We start from the raw sequence: 24,953 nt of genomic DNA, 5'->3' as shown, positions 1-24,953 counted from the left end.
AACTCAAGAGGCGTTCTAATGCGATCGCAGTTTGAATACGGAACTCTGACTGACTCCAAAGATGCTCAGCAGCTAGGAGCAATTTTAGAACAGTGCTTTAGTAGTCCACCGGGTAGCAGTGAGACTTACTTCAAGCGAGTTGGGCTGGAAAACTTTCGCGCTTTGCGAGCTTCAGGGCAGCTAGCAGGTGGACTGGCAACGCTGCCAATGGGACAGTGGTTTGGCAACCAGCGAGTCCCAATGGTGGGCATTGCGGCGGTTGGCATTGCCCCGGAGTATCGCGGCTCAGGTGCAGCGATCGCCCTGATGCAGCACACTTTGCAAGACCTACATGTTAACGGAGCGGCTCTTTCGGCACTGTATCCAGCAGCTCAGCAGCTTTACCGCAAAGCTGGCTATGAGCAAGGTGGCAGCTTTTGCACCTGGGAAATTCCGGCTAAAGCCATTCAGGTGAAGGAGCGATCGCTGCTACCCATTCAACCGATTCATTCTCCGACTGCTGAGGTGTTTCAAGCGCTGAGTCAGCAGCAGTCCCAGACAAACAACGGTAATCTAGATCGGCATCCTGCGATTTGGGAAGAAATTCTCAAACCCGATGCACCAGAAGCAGTTTATGCCTACCTGTTTGGAGAAACTGCTCAGCCCGAAGGCTACATCATCTTCAGCCAAAAGCAAATCAACAACAGTGCTGCCCTGGTGGTGCTAGATTGGGCAGTTCTCACACCATCGGCTGGATATAGCTTCTGGAAGTTTTTATCCAATCACCGTTCCCAGATTGAAAAGGTGCGGTGGCGCAGCTCTATCATTGACCCGCTTACCCTATTGCTGCCAGAGCAATCCGCCAAACTGCACGAGTCTGACCGCTGGCTGCTGCGGATTGTGAGTATAACCAGTGCCTTAGAGAAGCGGGGTTATCCCCCTACGGCTGAAGCTGAACTGCATCTGGACGTTCAAGATGAATTGCTGCCGGACAACAGCGGCAAATTTATTCTCTCAGTCGCCAATGGACAAGGGACTGTCACCCGAGGGGGCAAAGGGGAGTTGCGGTTAGACATTCGCAGCTTAGCGCCCCTCTACACAGGCTTGTTTTCGCCGCACGAGCTACAGTTTTTAGGGCAGTTAGAAGCAACAGAGGGAGCGATCGCCACCGCAACCCAGCTATTTACAGGTTCCCATCCCTGGCTGCGCGATTTCTTTTAGAGGGAAAAATTTCGCAAAAAAGAATCCACCCCAGAGGATGGATTCTTTTGCGATCGGAGCGGCGGGATTTGAACCCACGACCCCTACTACCCCAAAGTAGTGCGCTACCAAGCTGCGCTACGCCCCGATGTCGCTTAACAAGCATAGCATAATGATGGGCATTGAGCAGCGCTTAGGGAAAGCTTCAAAAGACTTTTAAGACCTGAGTTGCCTGAAGTAGTGCAGGTACAGCCTGCTCTGACCAGTATCCTTCTGCACGACGACCCGAAAGCAACATTAAACGCAAACTAAAAGCTTGAGGGTACCCCTCTGCCTCCAGCCACAGCAAATCGCTTTCAACCTCACAGCTAACCTTTTCCTCGTCCATCAGTTCTTCCGCAATGCGGCTCACTGCTTCTGCTAACTTTGCAGCCAGACGACAGAAATCATTTAGCTCTGCCTCAGTCAACTCAATTGCCCAATCATCTCCTCCAACTAAACCCCGAAACTCAGAGGCATCAGCATCCCAGCCTAGCCGCCAGCCAGAGCCACTTTTTACTTGACGGACCATCTTATAGCACTGTACGTATCTGTATTGAGCAACTCGTTGGTTAGGGCAGCAACAGCTGGGCATCTCCCGGACGAGGTTGAAGGATCGTTGGGTTATTGCTGGGGTTAGGCGTCGGAGTCACTTCTTCTGAACCGGCAGGAAGCTCAGGAGCCGTCGTCGTACTCGCTTCACTGCTAAAGATAGTTACCAATGCATTAACCAAAGCGTCTCTCTGAGCGCGATTGAGGCTGCGAATTACAGCCACATCACCCTCCATTGGATTAACGGTTAGAGTATCTCCACCAGGGTACAGTTCTGCTCGTACCCAGTCATTTTCACCCAGGTAGTCTGCCATTGTCAGTTTCCAATCAAGCCGATAGTTGGGCGGACGGCTCTTGGTATAGAGGTGATAGCGAATCAATCGACTGACTAGCGTATTGTTAGGGCTAGGGTCTCCCGTGCGGGCATTGACGTAATGATTTTCTAGTGGCAACTCTGGGATGAGTTGGTAAACCTGCTGCCAGGGTTCAGTTGCACCAGGTAACCCACCAGGAATTTGCTGGGCGATCGCAGGTTGTCCACCCCATTGCGCTGACCACTGCCGCTGCTGAGCAGCAAACTCTGGCGCAGGCATCAGGGCAAATAGACTAACCAAACTTGCGGTTGTCAGCAGGGCGATCGCAAACCTAACTACTCGCCTAGAAACTACTTTAGATTGAGTCATCATGACCGATATGGAAGTTGCTAACTTCTATTATGTCGAACTACAAGAACTGTCTGGACTTTTAAAGTTGATGAGGATGTTTGAGAAGTCTAGTTTGCAACCTATAAGTGTGTAAGGTGAATAGCAGTCAGACAAGAACTCTCAGTCTATCTATTTCAAGTTCGATCTACTAAATGCTATGCCCTCCCAGTGGATATTTGCACTTTTCGGACCTTCTTTAGCTAAACTTTTAAGGTTAATAAAGGGTTAAATAAGTGGAGTGTTCTACTTAAATTAAGCATTTAGAGGTGATTCTGTTTTCAAGTTAAGAGCTATCTTTTAAGATAACTGCAATGCTGTTCTCTAAATATTTTGAGAATGTAAGTTGCCCCTTACAAACCCCTTAAGGAAAAAGCTATCACCTATTTCAAATAAGATGACAAATCCTCAAATGCCAAAAGCTGAGGGCAAACGGATTCTATTGGTTGAGGACGACGACGCAAATCGACAACTAATGGAGGACTATCTTGATCACCATGATTATGTAGTGAGTAGTATTGCCACAGGTCTTGATTTCTTACAAATCGTGATAGATTTTCAGCCTGACCTGATTCTGCTGGATCTAAAACTTCCTGATATCAGCGGCTATCTGTTGCTGGAGCAACTTCAGGCAAGCTCTATGTTTTCGCGCATTCCAGTCATTGTCATATCAGCTTTTGCCTTTCGGGCAGAGCAAAAACGTGCCCTAGAACTAGGCGCACGACAGTACTTTATTAAGCCCCTCAATTTGATGAATCTCAGACAGTCAATAGAACAGGAAATTGACCCTTAATCTCGTTATTTAAGCAATTACTTCCGTTTTGGTGCCCGTCTTCTCAGATTTTTGAGTTGCTGACGCAATCGCGTTAGGTTAGGCGATCGCCCTCCATAGCGCCAGCTCACGTAAGCATCCGAAATTTCCTCAATCACTGTGGCATGGTTAGGCGAATGGTGAGGTTGAATTTGACGGGCATACTCAAGTGGAGTTTGAGTTGATGGTTTGCGAAAACCTTGAATCGCCAACCAATGCAGCATTTGTTGATAGATTGCCTCCATTGGCGGAAGCCGAGTCAGCCAATAACGGTAGCGCAACATCCGCCAGCCATTCGAACCAAGCCAGCCTAAGAAGCTGAGTCCTGTGACTACTGCCAATCCCAGTAGCAGCCCTACCCATCCTCTAGAAAAGAGCGAAACGATCCAACGAATTAGTCCGCCAAGGCTGCTGGCAATCCAGCCAAACAGTTGATTGAGCAGTCCTGAAACTGGAGAGGGTAGCCATCCGGCAACCCAATTCCAAAACTGCTTCAAAACACTAAACACTTGATAGTCTTCGATCGAAGGAGGCACCACTTCATGCCCGGGGATTGGGTCAAAGGCAAACCAGCCATAACCTGGAAATAAAACTTCTGTAACTGTGTAGGCATCGGTGTTGCGAATAACGTAAAACCCAGTGAAGGGGTTGTACTCTCCTGGTCCAAATCCTGCTGCCAGTCTTGCTGGAATGCCAATCGATCGAAGCATCATCGTTAAAGTAGTCGAAAAGTGATCCGGGTAGCCACCCTGGTAACGAAACAAGAAGGCTTCTACCAAATCCTCATCTTCTTCCAGAAACGGCAACTCTGGTTGAACGGTGTAGTTCTGCTTAAGGTATTGAGCCAGATAAAGAGCTTGCTCAGATGGAGCAGTAACTGGATTAGGGGCTGCTGTCAAAATTTCTTGGGTGCGTTGGCGAACTCGGTCGGCGATCGCCTCTGGCACTTCTAGATAATAGTCACGAATGGTTTTGGGATAATCGGTGGATGCCTTTTGCAATAAAGTGCGATCGCGATAAGGCACCTCTGAGATTACGGTGTAGGTAACCCCTTCTACCAGTTGAACGGGCGATCGCAATCCTCCTTCTGCATCAATCGCCAACTCTTCGGTAGGAAAGTAAATCTGTCTAGGTTCATGCAGCACCGGAACCAGATTCGTCAGGTCAGAAATGATTGTGTAAGTTTGGATCACTTCGCGAGTGCGACTGTTGACTGACAACCAGGGTGCAACAGACCAGGGAATGTAGAACTGCAACGACCAATCGGGTCGTCTGAGCGTCTCGATCTCCTCTTCGCTGTTACGAGAAATTTCCCAGCCTTGCCCGGTGTAGCGATCAAACGCTAGTACTCGCCAAAATCCTTCTGCTTGAGAGCGAACCCGCATTACAACTTGAGGCTCTAGCTCCCCACGCAGGTTCTGATTAATTTGACTGTTAAAGCCGTAGTAAAGGTTGTCATCAATTTCTCCAGGACCTTGTCCAGTACCTTCTCCTGTGCCGCCACCCGTACCTTCTCCGTTGCCGTCTCGGACGTAGCCAGGGTTAATGATGTTGCTCGTGTCAAATTCGCCGTCGAATTCAATGAGGGAACTAACGGGAAACGTCCGCAGCTGATAGCCTGGAAGACGCGGTAAAAAGGCAAAAATTGTTAACCCCAGCGCAACGGTCACCAGCAAAAATAGACTGAGACGCTTGAGTGAAAGGTCAATTCCAATTCGGCGAAAGCTGCGAGAGGGCTGCAATCCCAAACGGGAGCGATAGTCGAGGATGAGTGTTGGAAGAGCGATCGCCAAAAACAGCAGCAGCAGTGGGGCAAAGGCAAGAGTTTGGCTGAGCGTACCGCCAACCCCAATCAAGATCAGCCCAATCATCATTGAATAGCCCAGATCTTTGCGTCTGGGCAAGTCAAAGCTGTGGAATACCTGAAGCTGAATCAGTAGCTCAGCCAACGCCAACCGGGTATCGTTTGGCTCATTGAGCAACTGCACAAAGAAGGCCGCCAGGGCAACCAACATGGCGATCGCAATGCAAAACTTTACCGGGACGTTGCGACTGCGACGACGATAGTAGCTCCAGGTTGCGCCAACAATACTCAACGGCACAGCCCAAAGACTCAACCCCGCCCAGTTTGCGACATCCAGCGAGGCAACATCTGTGGCGATGATGCCAACCGTCACTAAAAGCTGCACCAATACACGCAGCGGGATTGAGTCTTCTGGCTCTGGCAGAGGTAGATCTCGCAGCCGTTGCCACTGAGCGCGAATTAACTTTTGAGGCGATCGCTTAGGAGGAGCGGTAGCAGGCATGGAGGGAATTAGGGATTGGGTGTGAGGGGTTGGGAGTAGAAAACTCTTTTATACCCTACACCCTATATCCTGTAACCCTCACTTGCATTACTCCGCTTCGGTGACAAACCGAATGGCAAAGACCAGTGGAGACAGGTTTGCCCCATCCAGGCGAACTTCCAGGCGATTAGTTTGTCCTGGTTCTGGGTCAGGGATTTCAACGCTGAGGCTGCCAGAGTTAGACCGCTGGGCGATCGCCTCGGCATCAGCACCTTGAAACTGGAGACTACCAGGGCAAGGTAACACACCTTGTACCCGCAGTCTTCCTGTGCTGATTTGGTACTCAGCCGTGAGCGTCAATGCTCCTGCTGCGGTCTGCCACTGGCGCTCTATTTGAGGTTGGCTGGGCGACACGGTCAGCGTTAGAGATTCGATAATTTCACGAGCAGCAATCAGCGACAACGCCATGCGTTGAGCCGGAGTTGCAACATCATAGTCGCTCGGAAAACCTTCCTGGAGGCGAGACGGTTGGGAAGCCACAGCCGCAGAACGGCTGGGCGAAGCAAGTACCAATCCGGCTAACTGGTTGAGCGCGTTAGACTGCCCTGGAAACAGGGATTCTACCGCCTGGACTAACTTTGCACCTTCCCGCAGTGAAGTTTGCACCACTTCCTGGCACTGCTCTAGCAAATTTGCCAGAATGGTTTCAGGCATGGGAATGGGAAGGCTGAGATTTTGAAGCTGAGTCGTCCAAAAATAAGCCGGAACTACGTCAGGTGTCGCTGAGTCGAAGTACTCGCAAACCTCTGTCTCCCAGGGGAATAGAGGAGGCTTGTGTTCGATTTCAGCCCGTAAACGGCGCTGAATCAAAGCATGAAAACGATCTTGCACGGCAGGTCTATCTCCCGATTCAAATAATTGACTCTCTCCAGGGGAAAATGAGTACCCTGAAAAGAAAAAACGATTCGATCCGTTGAATTGGCTTGGCGGGATGCTAACCTCTTCCGAATCGAGTGGATCTGAGTCATTTAATTGCTGCTCGGCTGCCCCAAACTTATCTAAACCAGTCTCTTGACTAGAATCCCCTGATGGCCTTGAAAAGTTTGGATTAGGTTCCTGTAGCAGCCAAGCCAGCAAGTTTTTTATGGCTTCTGTATCCCTATTCATCGGTTGATGCACCTGCTCCGGATACTAAATTATTTCGTATTTCCCAAGCTTGCTCTAATAGTTTCGACCATTGTTTCTGAACCTGTGTGGCAGTGCAGCCCAAGGCTTGGGCGATCGCCCCATCAGCTAACCTCTTTTGCTTTAAGCGCAAAAGCTCAAGCTGTTGTGGTGTAATTCTATCCTGGAGTAATTGCCACTGCTGTGGCGTTAAACCAAAGTTACGTTCTAGGTCGGCTTCTAGCCATTGATGCACCAATTCCCAGTGATGCGAGAGCGCAAACCGGATCAGATGATACTTAAACCGCTGCTGAAGATAATCTCGCTGGCGGGGCGTGAGCTTGAGAACTGCCTCAATTTCATTCGCAGGCAAATCTTGTAGTCTCAACGCAAAGTAGTCTGCACAGTCGGTCTGCTGCCGCTCTTCCAGGTAGTTCATCAATTCTGCAATGACTGCATGACGCAGCACATCCTCCGCAGGTTCAGGTTCTTGAGCCACCATTTGCTCTCGCACCTGTTGTACCGAAGCAGTTCCCCAACCCCGCTCATTTTCACCGGACATGCCTTCGGCGGCTTGCTCCATATCCACGGAGGTTTCGGGCGGCTGCTGCTGGGAGAAGGTCTGTGCCCGCAGAATGATGAGCTGCTGACTGCGACGACCCGGCAATGGAATTCGCCGTTTGCCATAGCGCTCGGTGAAAGCCATGTATTCAGACAGTTCTAGGAGCGATCGCGGCCGATAGGTCGCGGGCATCTGGTTTTCTCGTCGAAACGCATTCAGCGCTTCAATATAGAAGCCCTGGAGGAAGTCTTCAATCAGCGTTAGCCGAGCCTGATAGCTGGACTGCACCTGGGGTGGGGTAATGTAGCGGTAAATCACTGCACTCAGGGTACTGTGCAGTTCTACCCGTCCCCGCTGGGAGCCTAGCTGATAGTACTTCAAACATTGCTTTGAGCGATGTCGAGCTAATGTGACTGACCAGGTTTCTACTTCTCCAGAGGCTTGAATACGCCTACTTTCTGAACAAATACGGGTGACTTCCCCCGTGAGCCGGGTGGCAACATCTCGACAGTTCTGCTCAGACGCTTGAGTGGACTGTTTTAATTCATCAAACAGTAGGTTAAAAATCGCCTCCACGCTCTAGACGTTCTCCCCCTGACGGTAAATTGCTACAAAGAAGCTAACACAATCAAACGCGATCGCCACTATATCTGATCCCCCTCATTCACCAGAATCCGGACTAAACGGCACATTTTTTGGCACTTAATTCTGCCTTGCAAGCAATTGGCAAGGATTAATCAGCCGTTGCAAGTATAGACTACTCCAACTTTTTTTGATGGGAATAGTCTATGGAAGGATGGGCTTGAATGACAAAAGTGTAGTTGTGGGAAGGCGATCGCTTCTGGCTGAATCAGTCTAGACTGGGAAGGCAGGAGCCTTTTGCCACCGTCATCATGGACTTAGACCAGCAACTTCAGGAACTGATTGACCATGCGCCCCCTGACGGCACAACTCCGGGAATTGTTCAAACCATTGCACCTGCACTCAAGCTGATTGCAGCCCAGCTTAAGCACCTCGAATATTACGTTCTGCAAACTCTTGATCAGGGTTGGGTAATGACAACGTTGAGCAACCGCAATCAGCCCGATGTTGAGAAAAATGTCATTTACGCTTTTCCTACTCTTAAAGATGCGGCTTCTGGTCCGAACTCACCCAAGAATCCAGAGGTGATTGTAATTCCCGTGCCCGTCACGCATATTTTGTTTCAGATGATGGCGATGAAGTCAGCAGATAGCATCATCTTTTTTGACACACCTGGCAATCTTGCTAGCGGCGTTGAGGTGAAGCGGACAGACTTACAGAATGTGATTCAATTGCAATGGCAGCAGTCCCAACCAGCCCCTCAAGTGCCTCCTGACATTGCTTAACCAGTTATCTAGGTAGCTTAAAGAATGACCATTCGACCTTTCCATCTTGCATTTCCCGTCAAAGATTTAGAAGCAACTAGAACTTTTTATGAGCAGGTTTTGGGCTGCACTATTGGTAGGACTTCTGATAAATGGATTGACTTCAACCTGTTTGGACATCAGGTCACCGCCCATCTTAGCCCTGGTGAAGTGAGGGATGCTCAGGCAAATCAGGTTGACAACAAGAACGTGCCTGTGCGTCACTGGGGCGTGATTCTTGAGATGGAGCAGTGGAAGGAACTGGCTGAGCGCCTGAAGCAGCAAAACATTCAGTTCGTCATCGAACCCTACGTTCGTTTTAAGGGAGAAGTAGGAGAGCAAGCTACTCTGTTTTTCCTTGACCCTAGTGGCAATGCGTTAGAATTCAAAGCCTTCCAGCACGACGAATCAATTTTTGCCTCCTAAAATCGTAGGTTGGGTGAAGCAAAGCGGAACCCAACACCAAAATGCTTGCAATAGTGAGTTTTGCTGTATTTCATTCCTATTAGCTGTTTGCAGCTCATTCCCCCTGAGGGCGTAGCATTCGGGCAACAATTTTTGGTTTGCTTCAAGGTTTATCTGCCGAATGCTGCGCCCCTACAATAGGCGGTTGCTATTTAACCTTCTTCAAGTCAGAATTGCCCCACCCATAAGGCGACGATAGCGGTAGGTGAGTTCGACTTTCATTAGTGACCAGCGATCCAAAGTGGGGTCTTTTTCAATCACTTTCTCTGCGGCTTCTCTAGCAAGTTCCAGCACTTCCTGATCTTCGACCAGGCTAGCCAGGGCAAAATCGGGTAGACCTGATTGGCGGGTACCGAACACTTCACCGGGTCCGCGAAAGCGCATATCCATTTCAGAGATAAAGAAGCCATCCTGGGATTGCTCCAGCACTTTTAGCCGCTGACGAGCCGTTTCATTTTTAGAACTGCTCATTAGCAGGCAAAAGGACTGCGCTGCTCCTCGCCCGACCCGCCCCCGCAGTTGGTGAAGTTGGGAAAGGCCGAACCGCTCGGCGTGTTCAATCAGCATTACGGTGGCATTAGGAACGTCTACGCCAACTTCTACAACGGTGGTAGAAACCAAAATCTGGCTCTGGTTGTCGCGAAATCGGTTGATCGCTTCGTCCTTTTCAGCAGAAGTCATGCGTCCGTGCAGCAGACCGACCTGAAATTCAGGGAAGATAGTTTCCTGGAGTCGTTGGTGTTCGTCGATCGCAGAGCGCAGGTCTAGCTTTTCAGATTCTTCAACCAGCGGCAGCACGACGTAGACCTGCCTGCCCTGGGCAATTTCGCGGCGGATCAGGTCGTAGGCATGGGAGCGATCGCTTCCTCCTAAAACAGTTGTCTGAATTGCCTTACGTCCAGGCGGCAGTTCATCAATCTGGCTTACATCCAGGTCACCGTGCATTGTCAGTGCTAACGTTCGGGGAATCGGAGTCGCTGTCATCGTCAACACGTGAGGATGATCACCCTTTTGCTGAAGTCTAGCCCGCTGCTGCACGCCAAATCGATGCTGTTCATCAATTACGACCAGCCCAAGCTGCTGAAACTGAACCGGATCTTCAATTAGCGCATGAGTGCCGACCAATAGCGGTAGCGCTCCAGTTTCCAGATCTGCGTGAATTTGCCTGCGTTTGGCAGTTTTAGTAGAGCCAGTGAGCAATTCTACGGGCAGGTGCAGCAGGTTAAACCAACTGACCAACTTGCGGTAGTGCTGCTCTGCCAAAACTTCCGTAGGAGCCATCAGCGCTGCCTGGAAGCCCGACTGAATTGCTGCCAAAATTGCCACCACTGCCACTACCGTTTTGCCGGAGCCGACATCTCCCTGCACCAGACGATTCATCGGAGCAGGCTTTTGCAGATCGTTGAGGATGTCGTTGACAACGCGCTGTTGAGCATCGGTGAAAGTGAAGGGCAAGACCTGGTAGAAATTGTTAATTAGCTCACCCGTTGGCGCGAGAATGGCGGTAGTTTGCTCCTGGCGCTGATTCATTCGGCGTTTGAGCAAACCCAGTTGCAGATAGAAGAATTCGTCGAACACAAGTCGGCGACGGGCAGCATCCAAAGCTTCACCGCTAGGGGGAAAGTGAATGTGGGCGATCGCCTCCTGCACTCCAATCAGCCCATACTTATCGCGCAATGCTTCTGGCAACGGGTCTTGCAGGTTTGCCGCTGCTGGAATCGCTGCAACCACCGCTCGTCTCACTAGATCTGCTGCAACTCCCTCCGTCAACGAGTAAATGGGGACAACCCGCCCCACCTTCATCGATTCGATGGAACTGCCTGCATGGTCAATCACCTCAATTTGCGGGTCATCCAGCGTTACGCCGTACTTACTTTTTTTCACTAGCCCGGATGCCGCAACTACCGCACCAGGAGGATACATCCGCTTTTGCTGCTCTTGCCAACCGCGATTACGGTAACGAGTTCCGGCAAAAAATTTGCTGAGCTTAATTTGTCCTGTATGGTCGCGCACGATTAGCTCGAAAATGGTCAACTTGGCGTTGCGCGGACTGTTGAAACAGGTGCAGCGCTTCACCGTGCCAACCAGCGTTACCGTTTCGCCCTCTGCCGCATCTCGAATGTTGACTTGGCGGGCGTAGTCAATATGGTCACGCGGGTAATAGTAGAGCAAATCCCGCACAGTAAAAATTTCTAGCTTTGCCAGTCGCTCGCTGTTCTTCGCACCGATTCCCGGCAAGTAAGTAACTGCCTGATCAAGCTCAATTTTGGTTCTTGGCTCAACTAGCGGAGCCGTACGAGGTAGCTTAGTTTTAGTCTTGGTTGCCTGAGAAGTTCTTGCAGAAGATTTTGAGCTGTGAAGATTCTCTGCCGAAGCTTCTTCCCCTTCCCCTAATCCCTGATCCCCCTTCCCCGACTCCAATTCCCGCCGCACCTGATATAGCGTTCGCCTTGTGTCTGCAACGAGATGTTGGCGTTGAGCAAAGGATAGGTCTGAATAGTTGGCAAAGCGGGTGGCGATCGCCTGCAAGCGCTGCTGTTCGGCAGGGGGCAACTCTACGGGCGGTCGATTCAGACTGAGGTTGAGAAATTCACTGAAGCGGTACTGGTTGCCCACCAGGTCATTGAAGCCTCGTTCAGCTTCAACGGACAAAGCTTTTTGCAATCGCAGCCAATCCATTTGTGCAATGCTTCCTCAAATGCAATTATTCCTCAAACCAGCTTGATCTCCAGGCATCTTCTGCTTCGGCGATCGCCCGTTCTCGCTGCTTTTTCTGATATTGTCGCCCCAACTGAACCAGGCGAGCCAAAAGGCTACGAATTTTGCTGCGCCAAGTCGAAAGGGTTGCATCGCTAAATTCAATCTCTGATAACCTTAGTTGAATCGCAATAATGTGAGTGACGGCAGATTCTTCCTCGTCATCGTCGTCTGTCTCTACCAGCAGATTCAGTAAGTTTGGCGGTCCGGAGACGGCTTCTGTCGCCAGTCCTGACTTGGCAGTCACTTCCAGAACAGGCTCAGGCAATTTGTCAGGCAGAATGGAGGCTTTTTGAAGCAGGCGATTTGCGGCGTGAGAAAGGGTTTGTAGCATTTCCACGATACCCTCTTCGATCCGCTCTTCCCAGTAGGCAACTGCCTCCGGGCTATCCAAAACATCAATCGTTGCAATCGGTTTCTGCTCTTCAGCAATCGGTGATTCCTCTTCAGAAGCAGACGTTACCTCAGGCGGTACATGAGCTTGAAATTCGGACTGTTCCGCTGAAGCCTGCTCAAAAGGCAGTTCTAACGACTCAAACCCTGAAGGTTGAGGTTCTAAAGGCTGAGATTCTGAAGTTTGGAATTCTAAAATTTGAAATTCTGGAGTTTGGAATTCTGAAACCGAAGCTTGAGCACTGTCAGGTGTGTCCGTTGCTTCCGTTTCATCGGGTTCCGTAGCATCATTCACTTCACCAGAATCCACTTCATCAGACTCGACCTCATCTTCATCTATCTCATCTTCATCCTCATCCGCAGAAGCGACTTCCAGATAGGCAGCTTCAATTAGCTCAATTAGTTGAACTTGGGCTTGCTGAACTAGCTTTTGCAGCGACTGCTGGAGATTTTGCCGCTGGCTAAAGGACAGTTTCAAAAAGCGCTCAGGATAGCCCTTAGTGCAAATGTGGTAGCTAGCCAGAATTAGCTGCTGGCGCACAGACTGCCCTAATTTGGTGAGATATTGATGGTAGGTGTCGTGAAATTCTTGGGCGATCGCCCTCACCCTCTCATCCAAAGCAGCAATATCTTGCTCAATTCGTTCAACTGCTCCCGCCATAGCCCTAAGCTCTCAAACCATTTCTAGAAAAACTACAAAAAAGACAGGTCATCAGCATCGCTAGACCTGCCTTTTTTACAACTCACGATTGGGATGCAAACTCAAATCCCTTGACCTAACGTAGCTAGCTGTTAAGCAGTACCCGTTTGGGCAGCAACTTCAGCCGCAAAATCGCTTTCTTCCTTCTCAATCCCTTCACCCAACACAAAACGAGAAAACCGGCGTACCTGAATGTTTTCACCCAGTTGAGCTACGTTTTGCTTAACTAGCTCTTCTACCGTGATGCTCTGATCTTTAATGTAGGGCTGGTCCAGCAGAGATAGCTCTTTCAGGCGCTTCTCAATCCGCCCCTGAACAATCTTTTCGCGAATGTTAGCTGGCTTATTAGATAGGTCATCTCTGCCCATCTCAATCGCCTTTTCTTTTTCCGCAATTTCAGCCGGGATATCGCTCACCTTGACGTATTCAACGTTAGGAGTTGCGGCAATCTGCATTGCGATGTTTTGTACTAGCTCTTTGAAAGCCTGGTTCCGAGCTACAAAGTCGGTCTGGCAGTTTACTTCTACCAAAACGCCGACTCGTCCGCCCGTGTGGATATAGCTGCCAACCAGTCCTTCTGCAGCAACCTTTCCAGCTTTCTTCTCAGCGGAGGTAATGCCCTTTTGTCGGAGCCATTCCGCTGCTTTGGTCATATCACCCTCGGTCTCTTGGAGGGCTTTTTTGCAGTCCATCATGCCTGCGCCCGTCTTTTCGCGCAGTTCCTTGACGAGTTTTGCAGATATCTCCGCCATTGTGCTTAGATCCCTCTACTTTAAAAATTTTGAGTTTTGAATTTTGAGTTCCGAGTAGTGCATGAAATCAAAACCCGAAACTCATCACTCAAAACTTACATGAACTAATCTTGCGATTCCTCTTCTTCCTCTTCGTCGGGGAAGTCACTTTCGTCGTATTCGTAGTCTCCCTCGGCACCTTCGTAATCCTCAAAGTCTTCTTCGGCTTCTAGTTGACCGTGACGACCTTCATAGATTGCGTCGGCTAATCGACCCACTATTAGCTTAATCGACCGGATCGCATCATCGTTAGCAGGAATCGGAATATCTACAACATCAGGATCGCAGTTAGTGTCTAACAGCGAAACAATGGGAATTCCCAGTTTTTCACATTCCTGGACAGCGTTGTATTCCCGCTTTTGGTCAACAATCAGTACGATATCAGGGACTTTCCGCATCGCCTTGATGCCGCCAAGATACTTTTGCAGCTTCTCAAGCTCTCGGCGCAGAACAGATGCTTCTTTTTTAGGTAGAAGATCAAGCGCCCCGGTCTCCTGCCGACGCTCCAGTTCCTTAAGCCGATCAACGCGAGTTTTAATCGTCGCCCAGTTGGTTAGCATTCCGCCCAACCAACGCTGATTGACATAGTAGGAACCACAACGGGCTGCTTCTTGAGCAACGATCCCGGCTGCTTGGCGCTTGGTTCCAACAAATAAGACTTTTTTGCCTTGCTCAGAGGCAGTGCGCATATAGGTGTAAGCCGATTCCATCAACTGGGCAGTTTGCACCAAGTCAATGATGTGAACCCCATTTCGAGCCGTGTAGATGAAGGGCGACATCTTGGGATTCCAACGGCGAGTCTGGTGCCCAAAGTGAACTCCAGACTCCAAAAGTTGAGCCAAAGAAACGACTGGCATAAATTTTCCGAACTCCTTTCGGGTTATTCCTCCATCCGGGAGCATTTCTGAAAGTCAGAAACACCCGAAAACCCAGATGTGCGAATTTAGACAACTTCTCTAGGGTAGCACACAAAGTCCAACGGGCTGAAAGTCTATGCTGGAAAAGATGAGTGCGATCGCCCCCTTTCCTAAATGCCTGATTCTAGACGTGATCCCCAGACTCGTTTCTGGGAAATGGTAGCCAACACGCCCCGCCTGGTTCGCCTGGTTTGGGATGCTGCTCCTCGCTGGCTGTTGCTCAATTTAGCCATTACTATACTGGGTGCCCTGATTCCAGTCGCACAACTCTACGTCAGCAAGCTAATTGTCGATCGGGTAATCAGTAGCCTGGGAAAACCTGACATCGACTGGATGCCGCTTATTACCTTGGTGGGTCTGGGCTTAGGGTTAGCCTGCCTGCAAGGGGGTTTGAGCAAATCAAAAGAGTATGTGTCTCGCATCTTAAATGACGAGTTTACGCTTCACGCTAATCATGTGTTGCTCCAGCAAGCGGTGCGGCTTGACCTGGCACACTATGAACTGCCCGATTTTTATGACACGCTCAGTCGTGCCCAGCAGAGCGGCAGCACTTACCCCGTCCGCGTTTTAGGAACGCTGAACTCCTTGATTGGGCAGGTCGTTAGCTTTGCCGGACTGCTAACCTTGCTGCTGAGTTTTAGCCCAGTAATTATGCTGCTGCTGTTGCTCACTTCGGTGCCTGCCTTTTGGGTGGGGATCAGTTTTTCGGGACGGCGATTTTGGATGTTGCGTCACCAAACCCAGAGCGGGCGGTTAGCAGACTACCTGCAAACGGTGCTGCTCAACCAGAAATATGTGAAGGAAGTACGACTGTTTAACCTGAGCCAACATTTGCTTGACCAGTGGCAAACGATTCGGGCTGGCTTTAATGAAGAGTCGAGGGCACTGGCAGCTAAGCAAAACTCGGTGCGCTTTGGAATTGGAGCGATCGCCAGTCTGGGCTTTTACGCAGCCTACGCCTGGGTGATTGTTCAAACGGTGCGAGGAGTGATTACAGTCGGCGATCTGACCATGTACTCTGGGGCGTTTCAGCAAGCGCAAACTCTGCTTCAGGGCATTTTAGAAAATGTGGCGCTGACCTACGAATACAACCTCTACGTGTCGCAGTTCTTTGAATTTCTCAACCTCAAGCCCGAAGTTGTTAGCCCGCCAAATTCTCTCGCTTTTCCTAACCCAATGCGGAAGGGGCTGCAATTACGAAACGTTACCTTCACCTATCCAGGGGCAACAGAACCAACATTACGCAACCTGAATTTAACCGTCAGTCCTGGAGAAAGCATTGCCCTGGTCGGGATCAATGGCGCAGGTAAAACCACGCTGCTTAAGCTTTTAACCCGATTCTATGATCTGGATTCTGGCGAAATCACTGTGGATGGCATTCCACTTCCCAGATTTGACTTGACTGACCTGCGGCGCAACATCGGCGTGATCTTTCAAGACTTTGCCCGCTACGACCTGAGTGTGCAGGACAACATCGGTTTTGGCGATTTGCGCGAACACACCAACCAACCGCGCATTCAGCAAGCCGCTAAAGATGCTGGAGCCGCCGAGATTATTGACAAGCTGGATTATGGCTACCAGACCATGCTGGGCAAAATCTTTCCGAATGGCACCGATCTCTCAGGTGGTCAGTGGCAAAAGGTGGGATTGGCGCGGGCATTTATGACCCCGGCACAGATTTTGATCTTGGATGAACCGACAGCGGCTTTGGATGCGATCGCCGAATACGACTTATTCCAGCGATTTCGCCAACTCACCCAGGGCAAAATGACCTTTCTAGTCAGCCACCGTTTCTCTACCGTTCGCATGGCCGATCGCATCGTTGTCCTGGAACATGGTCGAATTGTCGAAATGGGCAGTCACGATGAGCTGATGGAACAGGGCGGACTCTATGAGCAAATGTTTAGCCTACAGGCATCGAGTTATCAAGAAGGATAATGGGCAGAAAGCACAGAGGGGCAAACGACTGTTTGCCCCTCTACGCAAAATTTCCAACTGCTTAACGACTAGTTTCTGAAATCTCGTGAACCTTGGTAGCCAGATGCATCAGCTAACTGTTCCAGGGTTTGGGTACCACCGTAGTACTCCCCATTGATTTCCCAGGTAGGATAGCCTGCCACATTATCAGAATTAGCTTGACAAAGAGCAGTCTGCGGATTTTGACCGCCCGGATCGCATTCTATATAAGTAATCTCTGCGGCGGCCTCTTTCCCAAACAGTTGCTTTTGGTCGTTGCAGTGAGGGCACCACCAGGCTCCATACATCTTGGCTCCAATATTGGTAAGATGTTGAGCTAGAGCAATTTCAGATTGACCAGAAGTAGTAGTAATTGGGTCTCCGGGTTCGCCAGGAACTGACGAGGTTTCTGCGGTCACCGGGTTGTTAATACCGGAGTAAATTCCCAGCGTTCCAACCAGAGTCACCATACTGACCAGAACTCCAGTGAACATAACTTGTCCCACATCATCCCAGGAACGTCCCAACAGCGTCAGTGCCAGCAAGCTAACACTAAGGACAGCAGAGGTAATGCAGTATGGACAAACTGCCTGAATTTCGGCTGCTAACAGATACATCAGGTAAGCACTGAATACCGTCATGGCAGCCGCTCCCACAAACAGCAATTGCCACGTCCAGTTCTCTAGGTTTTGGCGAAGTTCACGATTTCTATCGGGACTAATGGCGAGCGGAGCCAGCGCCATTATGCCCATGCTGGTGTATGCCAGGCAGCCAAACAAGGTTAGGGGTAGTCCAAAAACAGTTGCGTAAGGGCTGGACAGCACCTGACCACATCCAGCAGCACAGGAAGCAGGATCGCCTAACAGCTTGAGGGCAGTAAGGTAAGCTGTTCCCAACGCACCCACTGAGGCGATCGCCGCAATCAGGTACCGAGCATTGCGCTGAATCCAGGGGGCTTCACGTCGGCGGCTTGTACGACTCATAAGGTTTCACTCTAAAACTTGCGTCAAGGTTGTCTTAAAGACCACATTTGAACCAGTCTGACTGATCTATTCTGGCTCAAACTGCCTCAGTACGTAATACCAATTCTCTCCAAGGCTGCATAACCCTATTCCAAATAAGACGGAACTGCAACCGACGAAATTGGCTGAGACTGAGCCTTCTCTGAAACGCTGCGCCGCATCGCTTCAACAAACTGGCTGACGCGAATCGGGTCAATCGGCTGCTCGATCTTGCCACGACGTTTGAGCGAACTGGAGACAATTACACCATTAGCCGCCTGAATTAGTCGTGGAATATTTTCCCAAGTTGCCCCACTGCCTACGAATACAGGAGTTCCATTGGCGGCAGCGCTGGCTAGCTCCAGATCTTCCAGGCTAGGTGGGCTACCTGTTGCCCAGCCCGATAGAATCACGCCATCTGCCAACCCCCGCTCGATCGTCTCCTGCACAGCCGTCGTCAGGTTGGGGGAACCTAGCGGACGGGCATGTTTGACCAGCACGTCTGCCAAAATTTTTACATCACTGCCCAACTCACGTCGATAGCGTAACAGTTGGTGAGCTTGCCCCTCGATCAATCCCTGGTCGGTTGCCATAACACCGGTCAGGACGTTGACGCGGATAAATTGAGCATTGACGCAAGTGGCGATCGCCAGTGCGCTTCGAGCATCATTTCGCAGTACATTAATCCCGATTGGCAGCGTTACCATGTGCATCAGCCGTTGCACCACCAAGCTCATGGCGCTCACAACTGCGGGATCAACACAATCCTTGGCAAATGGCGCATCAAAAAAGTTTTCTACGATGATGCCATCTACCCCACCCGAAGCAAGTGCAGTCGCTTCTTGCTCAGCTCGGTCGATAACGGCTTTGAGACTCCCGCCCCACCGAGGAGAAGTGGGTAGGGGCAAAAGGTGAACAACACCAATAACAGGATTTGCGGTCTTGAAAATCTGATTTAAGTCCACGTTTCTAGAATTCGGACTCAGTGCTATTGAACAGTTGGTAAAAAAGATGCACGAACGATCTTTGGTCGTTTGCGCTTACAACCTACTCTAACAGCGAATGCACCCGTGCAAATAGTCCATCCTCAATCGGCAAGCTGCTAAATTTGCGACTCTTTCAGAATGTCATGTCCAAACGACAATAGACTTAAAGCACTGCACCCACCCAGAGTTAGACAATAAGGTTGAGTAATTTGAGATTTGTGTAGTTATGTTGTGCAATCTGCGTTAAGATGGCAACAGCAGCCTCGATAGATGCGATTGCGATTTAGTGATATCTGTTTAGCACTGAGTGTTTCAAAGAGCGTTTAAGCTTGAACGTTTAACACTGAGAAATGTAGATATCCCGATGTAGGGGCTGGTTTATAGATTGAGCGATCGCCACATACTCGCACCTGAAACTCTTATTTACCCCTAATCACTGAACGTTAACTGCATGGGCAACAAGCCAGTCGTCGCCGTCTCCCACTTGGGCTGCGAAAAAAACAGAATAGACACCGAACATATGCTGGGACTGCTAGTCGGTGCAGGCTATGAGGTAGACAGCAATGAGGAACTGGCGGATTTCGTCATCGTCAACACCTGTAGCTTCATCCAGGCAGCACGAGAAGAGTCTGTCCGCACCCTGGTAGAATTAGCAGAAGCAGACAAAAAGATTGTGATCACAGGCTGCATGGCACAGCACTTTCAGCAAGAGCTGTTAGATGAATTGCCTGAGGCTGTTGCAGTTGTTGGGACTGGAGACTATCACAAAATTGTTGAGGTGCTCCAACGGGCTGAAGCCGGAGAGCGCGTCAAAGAGGTTTCTGCAGAGCCAGTTTACATTGCTGATGAAACAACTCCTCGCTATCGCACAACGACCGAAGGAGTTGCTTATCTGCGTGTAGCGGAAGGGTGTGACTATCGATGTGCGTTTTGCATCATTCCCCACTTGAGGGGGAAGCAGCGATCGCGCTCCATTGAGTCCATCGTCGCAGAAGCCAAACAGCTTGCCGCAGAAGGGGTGCAGGAGATTATTCTGATTTCTCAAATTACCACCAACTACGGTTTAGACCTCTATGGCGAACCCAAGCTTGCTGAGTTATTGCGAGCTTTGGGCGAGGTCGATGTTCCCTGGATTCGGATGCACTATGCCTATCCGACCGGATTAACCCCCAAAGTCATTGAAGCAATCCAGGAAACGCCCAACGTTCTTCCGTATCTAGACTTGCCGCTTCAGCACTCTCACCCAGAAGTGCTGCGGGCAATGAACCGCCCCTGGCAAGGACAGGTAAATGATGTCATCATTGAACGGATCAAAGCAGCATTGCCCCAAGCTGTTTTACGAACGACCTTCATTGTGGGCTTCCCTGGCGAAACTGAACTGCATTTTGAACATTTGATGCAGTTCGTTAAACGGCATCAGTTTGACCATGTTGGCGTGTTTACCTTCTCTCCCGAAGAAGGTACGCCTGCACACTCTCTGCCTAACCAACTGCCCCAAACCGTAATGGAGGCAAGGCGAGATGCGCTGATGCAAATTCAGCAGCCGATTTCTCTTCAACGGAATCAGGCTGAGGTTGACAAAGTTGTTGATGTCTTGATTGAACAAGAAAATCCGCAAACCGGAGAACTCATTGGCCGGTCTGCCCGATTTGCCCCAGAGGTAGATGGATTGGTTTACGTTCAGGGAGAAGCGCGGTTGGGATCAATCGTGCCAGTAGCGGTTACCGCTGCTGATATCTACGACCTTTACGGTTACGTCGCTGACACCAAAACGCAATTGAGAGGCGCGCTCAGCCGTGTCTCTACAAGTACATTCTAAGGAGACTCGATGACCCTTTCCTTCAATAGCTTAGGTCTGTCTGAGGCGCGTGTGCGTCTTCTCGAAAAGCTGGGTTTCACAGCCCCAACTACTATTCAGGCACAAGCGATCCCCCACCTTCTTTCAGGTCGAGATGTAGTAGGTCAGGCACAGACAGGCACAGGCAAAACTGCCGCCTTCTCCCTACCACTACTAGAGCAGATTGACGTTAGCAATTCTGCAACTCAGGCTCTGATTCTGACCCCGACTCGTGAATTGGCAGTTCAAGTTTGCCAATCCATTCGCAGTTTCTCGGAAGACCGTAGACTTCACATCATGGCTGTCTATGGTGGACAAGCGATCGATCGCCAGATTCAACGGCTTCATCGCGGTGTTCAAATCATCGTCGGTACACCTGGACGAGTACTTGACCTGCTCAGCCGAGGCGACCTGAAGCTCAACCAGTTGAATTGGCTCGTTCTAGACGAAGCCGATGAAATGCTCAATATGGGCTTTATTCAGGACGTTGAGAAGATCCTCAGTCAGGCTCCTGGAGAGCGGCAGACTGCGTTTTTCTCAGCCACCATGGAGCCTTCGATTCGGGAATTAGCGACCAAGTTTTTGCGATCGCCCGTTACGGTTACCGTTGAGCAACCCAAAGCTGCCCCCACTCGCATCAACCAGATCGCTTACATGGTGCCACGCGGCTGGACAAAAGCTAGAGCTTTGCAGCCCATTTTGGAATTGGAAGATCCCGAATCAGCGCTGATTTTCGTTCGCACCCGTCGCGCGGCGGCTGAATTGACCCGTCAGCTACAGGCTGCTGGTCATAGTGTTGATGAATATCACGGCGACCTCAGCCAATCTCAGCGAGAGCGTCTATTGCTGCGCTTCCGTCAGCGTCAGGTGCGCTGGGTAGTCGCAACGGACATTGCTGCCCGGGGCTTGCACGTCGAGGACCTGACTCACGTTGTCAACTATGACCTGCCTGATAGCGTCGAGAACTATGTTCACCGCATCGGTCGGACTGGACGTGCTGGTAAAGAGGGAACTGCGATCTCGATCGTTCAACCCCTTGATAAGCGCAAGCTAAAAGACATCGAGCGGCACATTCGCCAGCGCCTTGAGCTTGGTACGATCCCCACTCGCGCTCAGATTGAAGCACAACACCTGGAGAAATTGCAGACTCAAGTCCGCGAAGCACTTTCGGGTGAACGGATGGCATCCTTCTTGCCAATCGTGGCAAAGCTGAGTGAGGAGTATGATCCCCACACAATCGCTGCTGCTGCTTTGCAGATGGCCTATGATCAGACTCGCCCTGCTTGGATGCGTGTTGATCAAGGCTTCTCTGAAGATGCAATGAGCGACGAGCCAAGACGCGGTTCTAGAGACAGGGACAGAGATAGAGATAGAGATAGGGACAGAGAGCAGCCCGTTAAATCGAAACCGATTAAGCGATCGCAGCACACCTCTGCTTCTCCTCAGAAGTAAGATTGAATAATGGCTAACTAGTAATGGGTAATGGGTTGTTGTGATCCATTACCCATTATTTGTAAGAAGTGACAAACGTTGAGTCTAGGCATTGCTCACTGGACTGAGTAACTTCCAACAATAAGGAGATGGGGATCAGGTGCTTTCAAAGGAACTGCTTAGCTACTATCGTCAGGTCAGCCAGCAAACGCTGACAGTAGTTGATGTAGAAACGACAGGAAGCATTGCCACCGCAAATCGAATTACTGAAATATCGGTTCTGCAAGCAACTCTGGTAGAAGGAGTTTTGCACCAACAAACTGATTTAATCAATCCTGAAACTCCGATCCCTGAAAAAATCGTTCAGTTCACGGGGATCACCCAAGAAATGGTCAATCAGGCTCCTGTAGCAGCCGATGTGTTGCCATCCTACCTTCCTCTTTTGAGTGAAGGAGTCCTGACGGCGCATAACCTGGAATTTGACTATCCGTTTTTGCGGGCAGAGTTTGCCCGAATGGGAAAAGCTTTTATCCGTCCTGAAGACCAGCAGCTTTGTACCGTGCAGCTTTCGCGCCTGATGCTGCCCGATTTGCCGTCGCGCAGCTTGCCTAATCTGGTGAGATATTTTCAGTTTAAGGTCGGCAAATCTCATCGGGCTGAGGCAGATACCCTTGCCTGCTGGCTGCTGGCAGAACGGTTGCTCACCGAAATTGTAAATGAGCCAGATGAGTTGCTGTTAGCTCGTTTTGCTAAGCAGAGAATTCCTCTGAAGTACGTCGCTAAACTGTTGGGCTGCTCCTCAAAAACGGCTCAATCTCGACTTGAAGCAGCTGGGATTCATTCTCGTAAAGTAGGGCGCGGCAGAGACGTGACAACGATGTATCAGCGAGGCGAGGTGGAGCAGTTTTTTTACGATCAGCAGGGAGATAGTCAGTTGTCAATGCTGTAAGCCACTTCAAGGCAACAGACTGAGCTGAGTTACACCATCTGATGTTTTTGATTTCTTCGATCGCCTCTTAGATTGGTGGGGCTTGATCTCCACGTGCGCCACAAACCAGGTACGAAGAGCGATCGCCCCTTCCATATCCAACGCATCCAAGTTGAGCGGCAACGGAAACATATCAATATCCGACAACTTTGCCCAGCCGATCTCACTGTTAAATCACTCAGCCCCAAACGGGATCACTGATTTAGGCAGTCGAGCCAGATGGGGGATCACGTTTTCCTGGTTCATAAAAATCTGGCGCTGCTGCTGAAGCTGCTGTACTCGTCGCTGACGAGCCGCTTTGTACTTCAGGATAGGAGCAGGATAACCCTTGATCCCCGCAGGGGAACCTAGCGCGGCAGCGGGTAACTTTGCCAGTTCTGGCACCCATTGTTTGATAAATGCACCCTCGGGATCACAGCGATCAACGACACCTTGCTCTGGGTTATAAATTCTTGTCCAGGTTTTATCGACGCAGTGCGTTACACCCGCTTGCATTGCCCATTGATAGGGGTCAATCGGACAATCGCCGTCAATCAGATGACACATAAAGTGCAGTGCGCCAAACCGCCAGTCCATTCCCAGCAAGCGATCGCCCATTCCCAACTCCCTCCACCGACTCTGATATTCTAATGGCGTTGAATTCCAAAGGCTTAACGTGCAAACCGATCGACTTGCTCAACAGATCCAGTTCATCATCGAAATTGACAAACTTAAGGGAATCTTGCGCCAAACTTTGTTGGTTGATGAATCGCGCCGAGAAAATAGTGCAGAACATTCCTGGCATCTGGCACTGATGGCAGTTTTGCTAATTGAGTATGCACCTGCTGGGGTTGACCTGCTCTCTGCAATCAAGATGCTGCTGATCCACGATCTGGTCGAAATCGATGCAGGAGATACGTTTTGCTACGACTTACAGGGAAACGAAACTAAGGCAGAACGAGAAATACGGGCGGCAACTCGGCTGTTTGGGCTATTACCACCAGAACAAGGCGTTGAGTTGAAGAAAATTTGGCAAGAATTTGAGGCGCAAGAAACCGCTACAGCGAAATTTGCAGCCGCTCTAGATCGCTTGCAGCCTGTATTGCATAATCAGCAAACGAGAGGGGGCACCTGGCAAATCCACAACATTCATCGCGATCAGGTTGAGCAGCGGGTCAGCCCCATTGAAACAGGTGCACCTGAGCTATGGCCATTTGTGCAGAAGTTGTTGGACGACTGCGTTGCAGCAGGCTATCTCTCCCCCGCCTGAGTCCCGTTCAGGTTATCCTGGATTTCGGTAGAAAAAAGCCATCTTATGCCTTGGTTTGTCAAAATTGAAAAGGGTATCGTAGACAAATCCACTTTTGATTGCTCTGTTCCCGCTCACAAATCTTACGTCAAAGACCTGATTGCCAAAGGACATGAAGCACGGACAGGTTATTGGGCGGAGTTTGGCGGTGGAATGCTTTTATTTAAGGCAGATTCACTAGAACAGGCGAAGGCGATCGTTGCTCAAGATCCCTTAGTCCAAAATGGTTGCGTCGCTTATGAATTACACGAGTGGCGCATTGTAGTTGAGTAAATTTATCTCTCCACAGCGTGCGTAATGAGTGATAGTAGTGACGGTTACAAAATTGTTAGCGATAATCGCCAGGCCCGTTTTCTCTATGAGATTTTAGAGACTTACGAAGCAGGGATTGAGCTAAGGGGAACTGAAGTTAAGTCGATTCGGCAGGGCAAAATTAACCTGCGAGATGGCTATGCGTTGATTCGTAATGGTGAAGCATGGCTATACAACGTGCATATTTCACCGCACGAAAGTGCCAGTCAGATATTCAATCATGATCCACGGCGCACTCGGAAGCTGCTGCTGCACGGGCAGGAGATTCGTAAGCTGATTGGGCAGGTTGAGCAAAAGGGCTTGACTCTAGTGCCGCTGAAGGTTTACCTCAAACGGGGCTGGCTGAAGGTAACGATCGCCTTGGGCAGAGGTAAGAAGCTGCACGACAAGCGCGAAGACCTGAAACGCAAGCAGGAGAAGCGCGAAATCGATCGGGCAGTGAAGAATTATTAG

General features: G+C 50.2%; 24 protein-coding genes and 1 tRNA gene. 11 read left to right on the top strand and 14 right to left on the bottom strand.

Going from position 1 to position 24,953, the window contains the following annotated elements:
- Positions 1–18: 18 nt before the first annotated feature.
- Positions 19–1,200 (top strand): GNAT family N-acetyltransferase, encoded by a 1,182-nt coding sequence (locus tag H6G00_RS17750; protein WP_190797764.1) that lies wholly within the window; start codon positions 19–21, stop codon positions 1,198–1,200.
- Between the two features lie 53 nt (positions 1,201–1,253).
- On the opposite strand, the gene H6G00_RS17745 is transcribed toward H6G00_RS17750, so the two are convergent.
- The 3 genes from H6G00_RS17745 to H6G00_RS17735 form a co-directional block, all read right to left on the bottom strand.
- Positions 1,254–1,327: transfer RNA gene (locus H6G00_RS17745), tRNA-Pro, on the bottom strand.
- A 57-nt stretch (positions 1,328–1,384) separates the two neighbouring features.
- Entirely contained in the window at positions 1,385–1,750 is a 366-nt protein-coding gene (locus tag H6G00_RS17740) for a DUF1818 family protein (protein ID WP_190687689.1), read from the bottom strand.
- Positions 1,751–1,790: 40 nt separating this feature from the next.
- Complete coding sequence (locus H6G00_RS17735) at positions 1,791–2,456, bottom strand: hypothetical protein (RefSeq protein ID WP_199318557.1); 666 nt, start codon at positions 2,454–2,456, stop codon at positions 1,791–1,793.
- A gap of 412 nt (positions 2,457–2,868) precedes the next feature.
- On the opposite strand from H6G00_RS17735, the gene H6G00_RS17730 reads away from it, so the two are divergent.
- Positions 2,869–3,264, top strand: a complete 396-nt coding sequence (locus H6G00_RS17730) for a response regulator (RefSeq protein WP_190641377.1) — start codon at positions 2,869–2,871, stop codon at positions 3,262–3,264.
- Between the two features lie 17 nt (positions 3,265–3,281).
- On the opposite strand, the gene H6G00_RS17725 is transcribed toward H6G00_RS17730, so the two are convergent.
- The 3 genes from H6G00_RS17725 to hetZ all read right to left on the bottom strand — a co-directional run bounded on the left by H6G00_RS17725 (position 3,282) and on the right by hetZ (position 7,869).
- Positions 3,282–5,588: a DUF3488 and DUF4129 domain-containing transglutaminase family protein gene (locus H6G00_RS17725; RefSeq protein WP_190797763.1), complete on the bottom strand. Its 2,307-nt coding sequence runs from the start codon at positions 5,586–5,588 to the stop codon at positions 3,282–3,284.
- An 87-nt stretch (positions 5,589–5,675) separates the two neighbouring features.
- On the bottom strand, positions 5,676–6,458 hold the full coding sequence (locus H6G00_RS17720; protein ID WP_199318556.1) for a hypothetical protein: 783 nt from the start codon (positions 6,456–6,458) through the stop codon (positions 5,676–5,678).
- 268 nt (positions 6,459–6,726) lie between these two features.
- Positions 6,727–7,869 (bottom strand): heterocyst differentiation protein HetZ, encoded by a 1,143-nt coding sequence (gene hetZ, locus H6G00_RS17715; RefSeq protein WP_190797761.1) that lies wholly within the window; start codon positions 7,867–7,869, stop codon positions 6,727–6,729.
- 317 nt (positions 7,870–8,186) lie between these two features.
- On the opposite strand from hetZ, the gene H6G00_RS17710 reads away from it, so the two are divergent.
- Positions 8,187–8,660 (top strand): hypothetical protein, encoded by a 474-nt coding sequence (locus H6G00_RS17710; protein ID WP_190641373.1) that lies wholly within the window; start codon positions 8,187–8,189, stop codon positions 8,658–8,660.
- Between the two features lie 24 nt (positions 8,661–8,684).
- Positions 8,685–9,104: a VOC family protein gene (locus H6G00_RS17705; protein ID WP_190687702.1), complete on the top strand. Its 420-nt coding sequence runs from the start codon at positions 8,685–8,687 to the stop codon at positions 9,102–9,104.
- 201 nt (positions 9,105–9,305) lie between these two features.
- On the opposite strand, the gene recG is transcribed toward H6G00_RS17705, so the two are convergent.
- The 4 genes from recG to rpsB all read right to left on the bottom strand — a co-directional run bounded on the left by recG (position 9,306) and on the right by rpsB (position 14,641).
- Positions 9,306–11,822, bottom strand: coding sequence for an ATP-dependent DNA helicase RecG (gene recG, locus H6G00_RS17700; RefSeq protein ID WP_190797760.1), 2,517 nt, complete (start codon positions 11,820–11,822; stop codon positions 9,306–9,308).
- Between the two features lie 25 nt (positions 11,823–11,847).
- Positions 11,848–12,954, bottom strand: coding sequence for a primosomal protein (locus H6G00_RS17695; protein ID WP_190797759.1), 1,107 nt, complete (start codon positions 12,952–12,954; stop codon positions 11,848–11,850).
- Positions 12,955–13,085: 131 nt separating this feature from the next.
- A complete protein-coding gene (tsf, locus tag H6G00_RS17690) occupies positions 13,086–13,745 on the bottom strand; it encodes a translation elongation factor Ts (protein WP_190641369.1) in 660 nt (219 codons plus the stop codon).
- A 104-nt stretch (positions 13,746–13,849) separates the two neighbouring features.
- Positions 13,850–14,641 (bottom strand): 30S ribosomal protein S2, encoded by a 792-nt coding sequence (gene rpsB / locus H6G00_RS17685; RefSeq protein WP_190641368.1) that lies wholly within the window; start codon positions 14,639–14,641, stop codon positions 13,850–13,852.
- A 174-nt stretch (positions 14,642–14,815) separates the two neighbouring features.
- On the opposite strand from rpsB, the gene H6G00_RS17680 reads away from it, so the two are divergent.
- Positions 14,816–16,639 carry an ABC transporter ATP-binding protein gene (locus H6G00_RS17680; RefSeq protein WP_190797758.1) on the top strand — a complete coding sequence of 608 codons (1,824 nt, stop codon included), beginning with the start codon at positions 14,816–14,818 and terminating at the stop codon, positions 16,637–16,639.
- A gap of 68 nt (positions 16,640–16,707) precedes the next feature.
- Here the strand turns inward: H6G00_RS17680 and H6G00_RS17675 are convergent, their stop codons facing one another.
- On the bottom strand, positions 16,708–17,640 hold the full coding sequence (locus tag H6G00_RS17675) for a vitamin K epoxide reductase family protein (protein WP_190797757.1): 933 nt from the start codon (positions 17,638–17,640) through the stop codon (positions 16,708–16,710).
- 125 nt (positions 17,641–17,765) lie between these two features.
- Complete coding sequence (gene btpA / locus H6G00_RS17670) at positions 17,766–18,623, bottom strand: photosystem I biogenesis protein BtpA (RefSeq protein ID WP_190797756.1); 858 nt, start codon at positions 18,621–18,623, stop codon at positions 17,766–17,768.
- Between the two features lie 472 nt (positions 18,624–19,095).
- Between btpA and rimO the strand changes: the two genes are divergently transcribed.
- The 3 genes from rimO to H6G00_RS17655 all read left to right on the top strand — a co-directional run bounded on the left by rimO (position 19,096) and on the right by H6G00_RS17655 (position 22,861).
- On the top strand, positions 19,096–20,463 hold the full coding sequence (gene rimO / locus H6G00_RS17665; protein ID WP_190797755.1) for a 30S ribosomal protein S12 methylthiotransferase RimO: 1,368 nt from the start codon (positions 19,096–19,098) through the stop codon (positions 20,461–20,463).
- A 9-nt stretch (positions 20,464–20,472) separates the two neighbouring features.
- Positions 20,473–21,933, top strand: a complete 1,461-nt coding sequence (locus H6G00_RS17660; protein ID WP_190687724.1) for a DEAD/DEAH box helicase — start codon at positions 20,473–20,475, stop codon at positions 21,931–21,933.
- Between the two features lie 139 nt (positions 21,934–22,072).
- A complete protein-coding gene (locus H6G00_RS17655) occupies positions 22,073–22,861 on the top strand; it encodes an exonuclease domain-containing protein (protein WP_190797754.1) in 789 nt (262 codons plus the stop codon).
- Positions 22,862–22,867: 6 nt separating this feature from the next.
- On the opposite strand, the gene H6G00_RS35490 is transcribed toward H6G00_RS17655, so the two are convergent.
- Positions 22,868–23,047 (bottom strand): hypothetical protein, encoded by a 180-nt coding sequence (locus tag H6G00_RS35490; protein WP_242042325.1) that lies wholly within the window; start codon positions 23,045–23,047, stop codon positions 22,868–22,870.
- A 27-nt stretch (positions 23,048–23,074) separates the two neighbouring features.
- Entirely contained in the window at positions 23,075–23,497 is a 423-nt protein-coding gene (locus H6G00_RS17650; protein WP_242042324.1) for an FAD-binding domain-containing protein, read from the bottom strand.
- A gap of 58 nt (positions 23,498–23,555) precedes the next feature.
- On the opposite strand from H6G00_RS17650, the gene H6G00_RS17645 reads away from it, so the two are divergent.
- Genes H6G00_RS17645 through smpB form a run of 3 tightly spaced genes read left to right on the top strand, consistent with a single transcriptional unit; the run spans position 23,556 to position 24,953 of the window.
- On the top strand, positions 23,556–24,149 hold the full coding sequence (locus tag H6G00_RS17645; RefSeq protein ID WP_190797753.1) for an HD domain-containing protein: 594 nt from the start codon (positions 23,556–23,558) through the stop codon (positions 24,147–24,149).
- Between the two features lie 45 nt (positions 24,150–24,194).
- A complete protein-coding gene (locus tag H6G00_RS17640) occupies positions 24,195–24,461 on the top strand; it encodes a YciI family protein (protein WP_190687735.1) in 267 nt (88 codons plus the stop codon).
- A 24-nt stretch (positions 24,462–24,485) separates the two neighbouring features.
- The gene (gene smpB, locus H6G00_RS17635; protein ID WP_190641358.1) at positions 24,486–24,953 is read left to right on the top strand and encodes an SsrA-binding protein SmpB; all 468 of its coding nucleotides are present in this window, start codon (positions 24,486–24,488) and stop codon (positions 24,951–24,953) included.

The organism is Leptolyngbya sp. FACHB-541 (assembly GCF_014695875.1).
Taxonomy (GTDB): domain Bacteria; phylum Cyanobacteriota; class Cyanobacteriia; order Elainellales; family Elainellaceae; genus JAAUTN01.
Note: the sequence above shows the minus strand (reverse complement) of the source record. Positions and strands in the feature narration are given on the sequence as shown.

Excerpts from the sequence above, each read along its gene's own strand:
- H6G00_RS17680 (WP_190797758.1), top strand. The coding sequence starts at position 14,816 with ATGCCTGATTCTAGACGTGATCCCCAGACTCGTTTCTGGGAAATGGTA.
- smpB (WP_190641358.1), top strand. The coding sequence starts at position 24,486 with ATGAGTGATAGTAGTGACGGTTACAAAATTGTTAGCGATAATCGCCAG.
- tsf (WP_190641369.1), bottom strand. The coding sequence starts at position 13,745 with ATGGCGGAGATATCTGCAAAACTCGTCAAGGAACTGCGCGAAAAGACG.
- rpsB (WP_190641368.1), bottom strand. The coding sequence starts at position 14,641 with ATGCCAGTCGTTTCTTTGGCTCAACTTTTGGAGTCTGGAGTTCACTTT.
- H6G00_RS17660 (WP_190687724.1), top strand. The coding sequence starts at position 20,473 with ATGACCCTTTCCTTCAATAGCTTAGGTCTGTCTGAGGCGCGTGTGCGT.
- H6G00_RS17735 (WP_199318557.1), bottom strand. The coding sequence starts at position 2,456 with ATGATGACTCAATCTAAAGTAGTTTCTAGGCGAGTAGTTAGGTTTGCG.
- H6G00_RS17725 (WP_190797763.1), bottom strand. The coding sequence starts at position 5,588 with ATGCCTGCTACCGCTCCTCCTAAGCGATCGCCTCAAAAGTTAATTCGC.
- H6G00_RS17705 (WP_190687702.1), top strand. The coding sequence starts at position 8,685 with ATGACCATTCGACCTTTCCATCTTGCATTTCCCGTCAAAGATTTAGAA.
- H6G00_RS17640 (WP_190687735.1), top strand. The coding sequence starts at position 24,195 with ATGCCTTGGTTTGTCAAAATTGAAAAGGGTATCGTAGACAAATCCACT.
- H6G00_RS17695 (WP_190797759.1), bottom strand. The coding sequence starts at position 12,954 with ATGGCGGGAGCAGTTGAACGAATTGAGCAAGATATTGCTGCTTTGGAT.
- H6G00_RS17710 (WP_190641373.1), top strand. The coding sequence starts at position 8,187 with ATGGACTTAGACCAGCAACTTCAGGAACTGATTGACCATGCGCCCCCT.
- H6G00_RS17740 (WP_190687689.1), bottom strand. The coding sequence starts at position 1,750 with ATGGTCCGTCAAGTAAAAAGTGGCTCTGGCTGGCGGCTAGGCTGGGAT.
- rimO (WP_190797755.1), top strand. The coding sequence starts at position 19,096 with ATGGGCAACAAGCCAGTCGTCGCCGTCTCCCACTTGGGCTGCGAAAAA.
- recG (WP_190797760.1), bottom strand. The coding sequence starts at position 11,822 with ATGGATTGGCTGCGATTGCAAAAAGCTTTGTCCGTTGAAGCTGAACGA.
- H6G00_RS17730 (WP_190641377.1), top strand. The coding sequence starts at position 2,869 with ATGACAAATCCTCAAATGCCAAAAGCTGAGGGCAAACGGATTCTATTG.
- H6G00_RS17675 (WP_190797757.1), bottom strand. The coding sequence starts at position 17,640 with ATGAGTCGTACAAGCCGCCGACGTGAAGCCCCCTGGATTCAGCGCAAT.
- H6G00_RS17750 (WP_190797764.1), top strand. The coding sequence starts at position 19 with ATGCGATCGCAGTTTGAATACGGAACTCTGACTGACTCCAAAGATGCT.
- H6G00_RS17650 (WP_242042324.1), bottom strand. The coding sequence starts at position 23,497 with ATGGGCGATCGCTTGCTGGGAATGGACTGGCGGTTTGGCGCACTGCAC.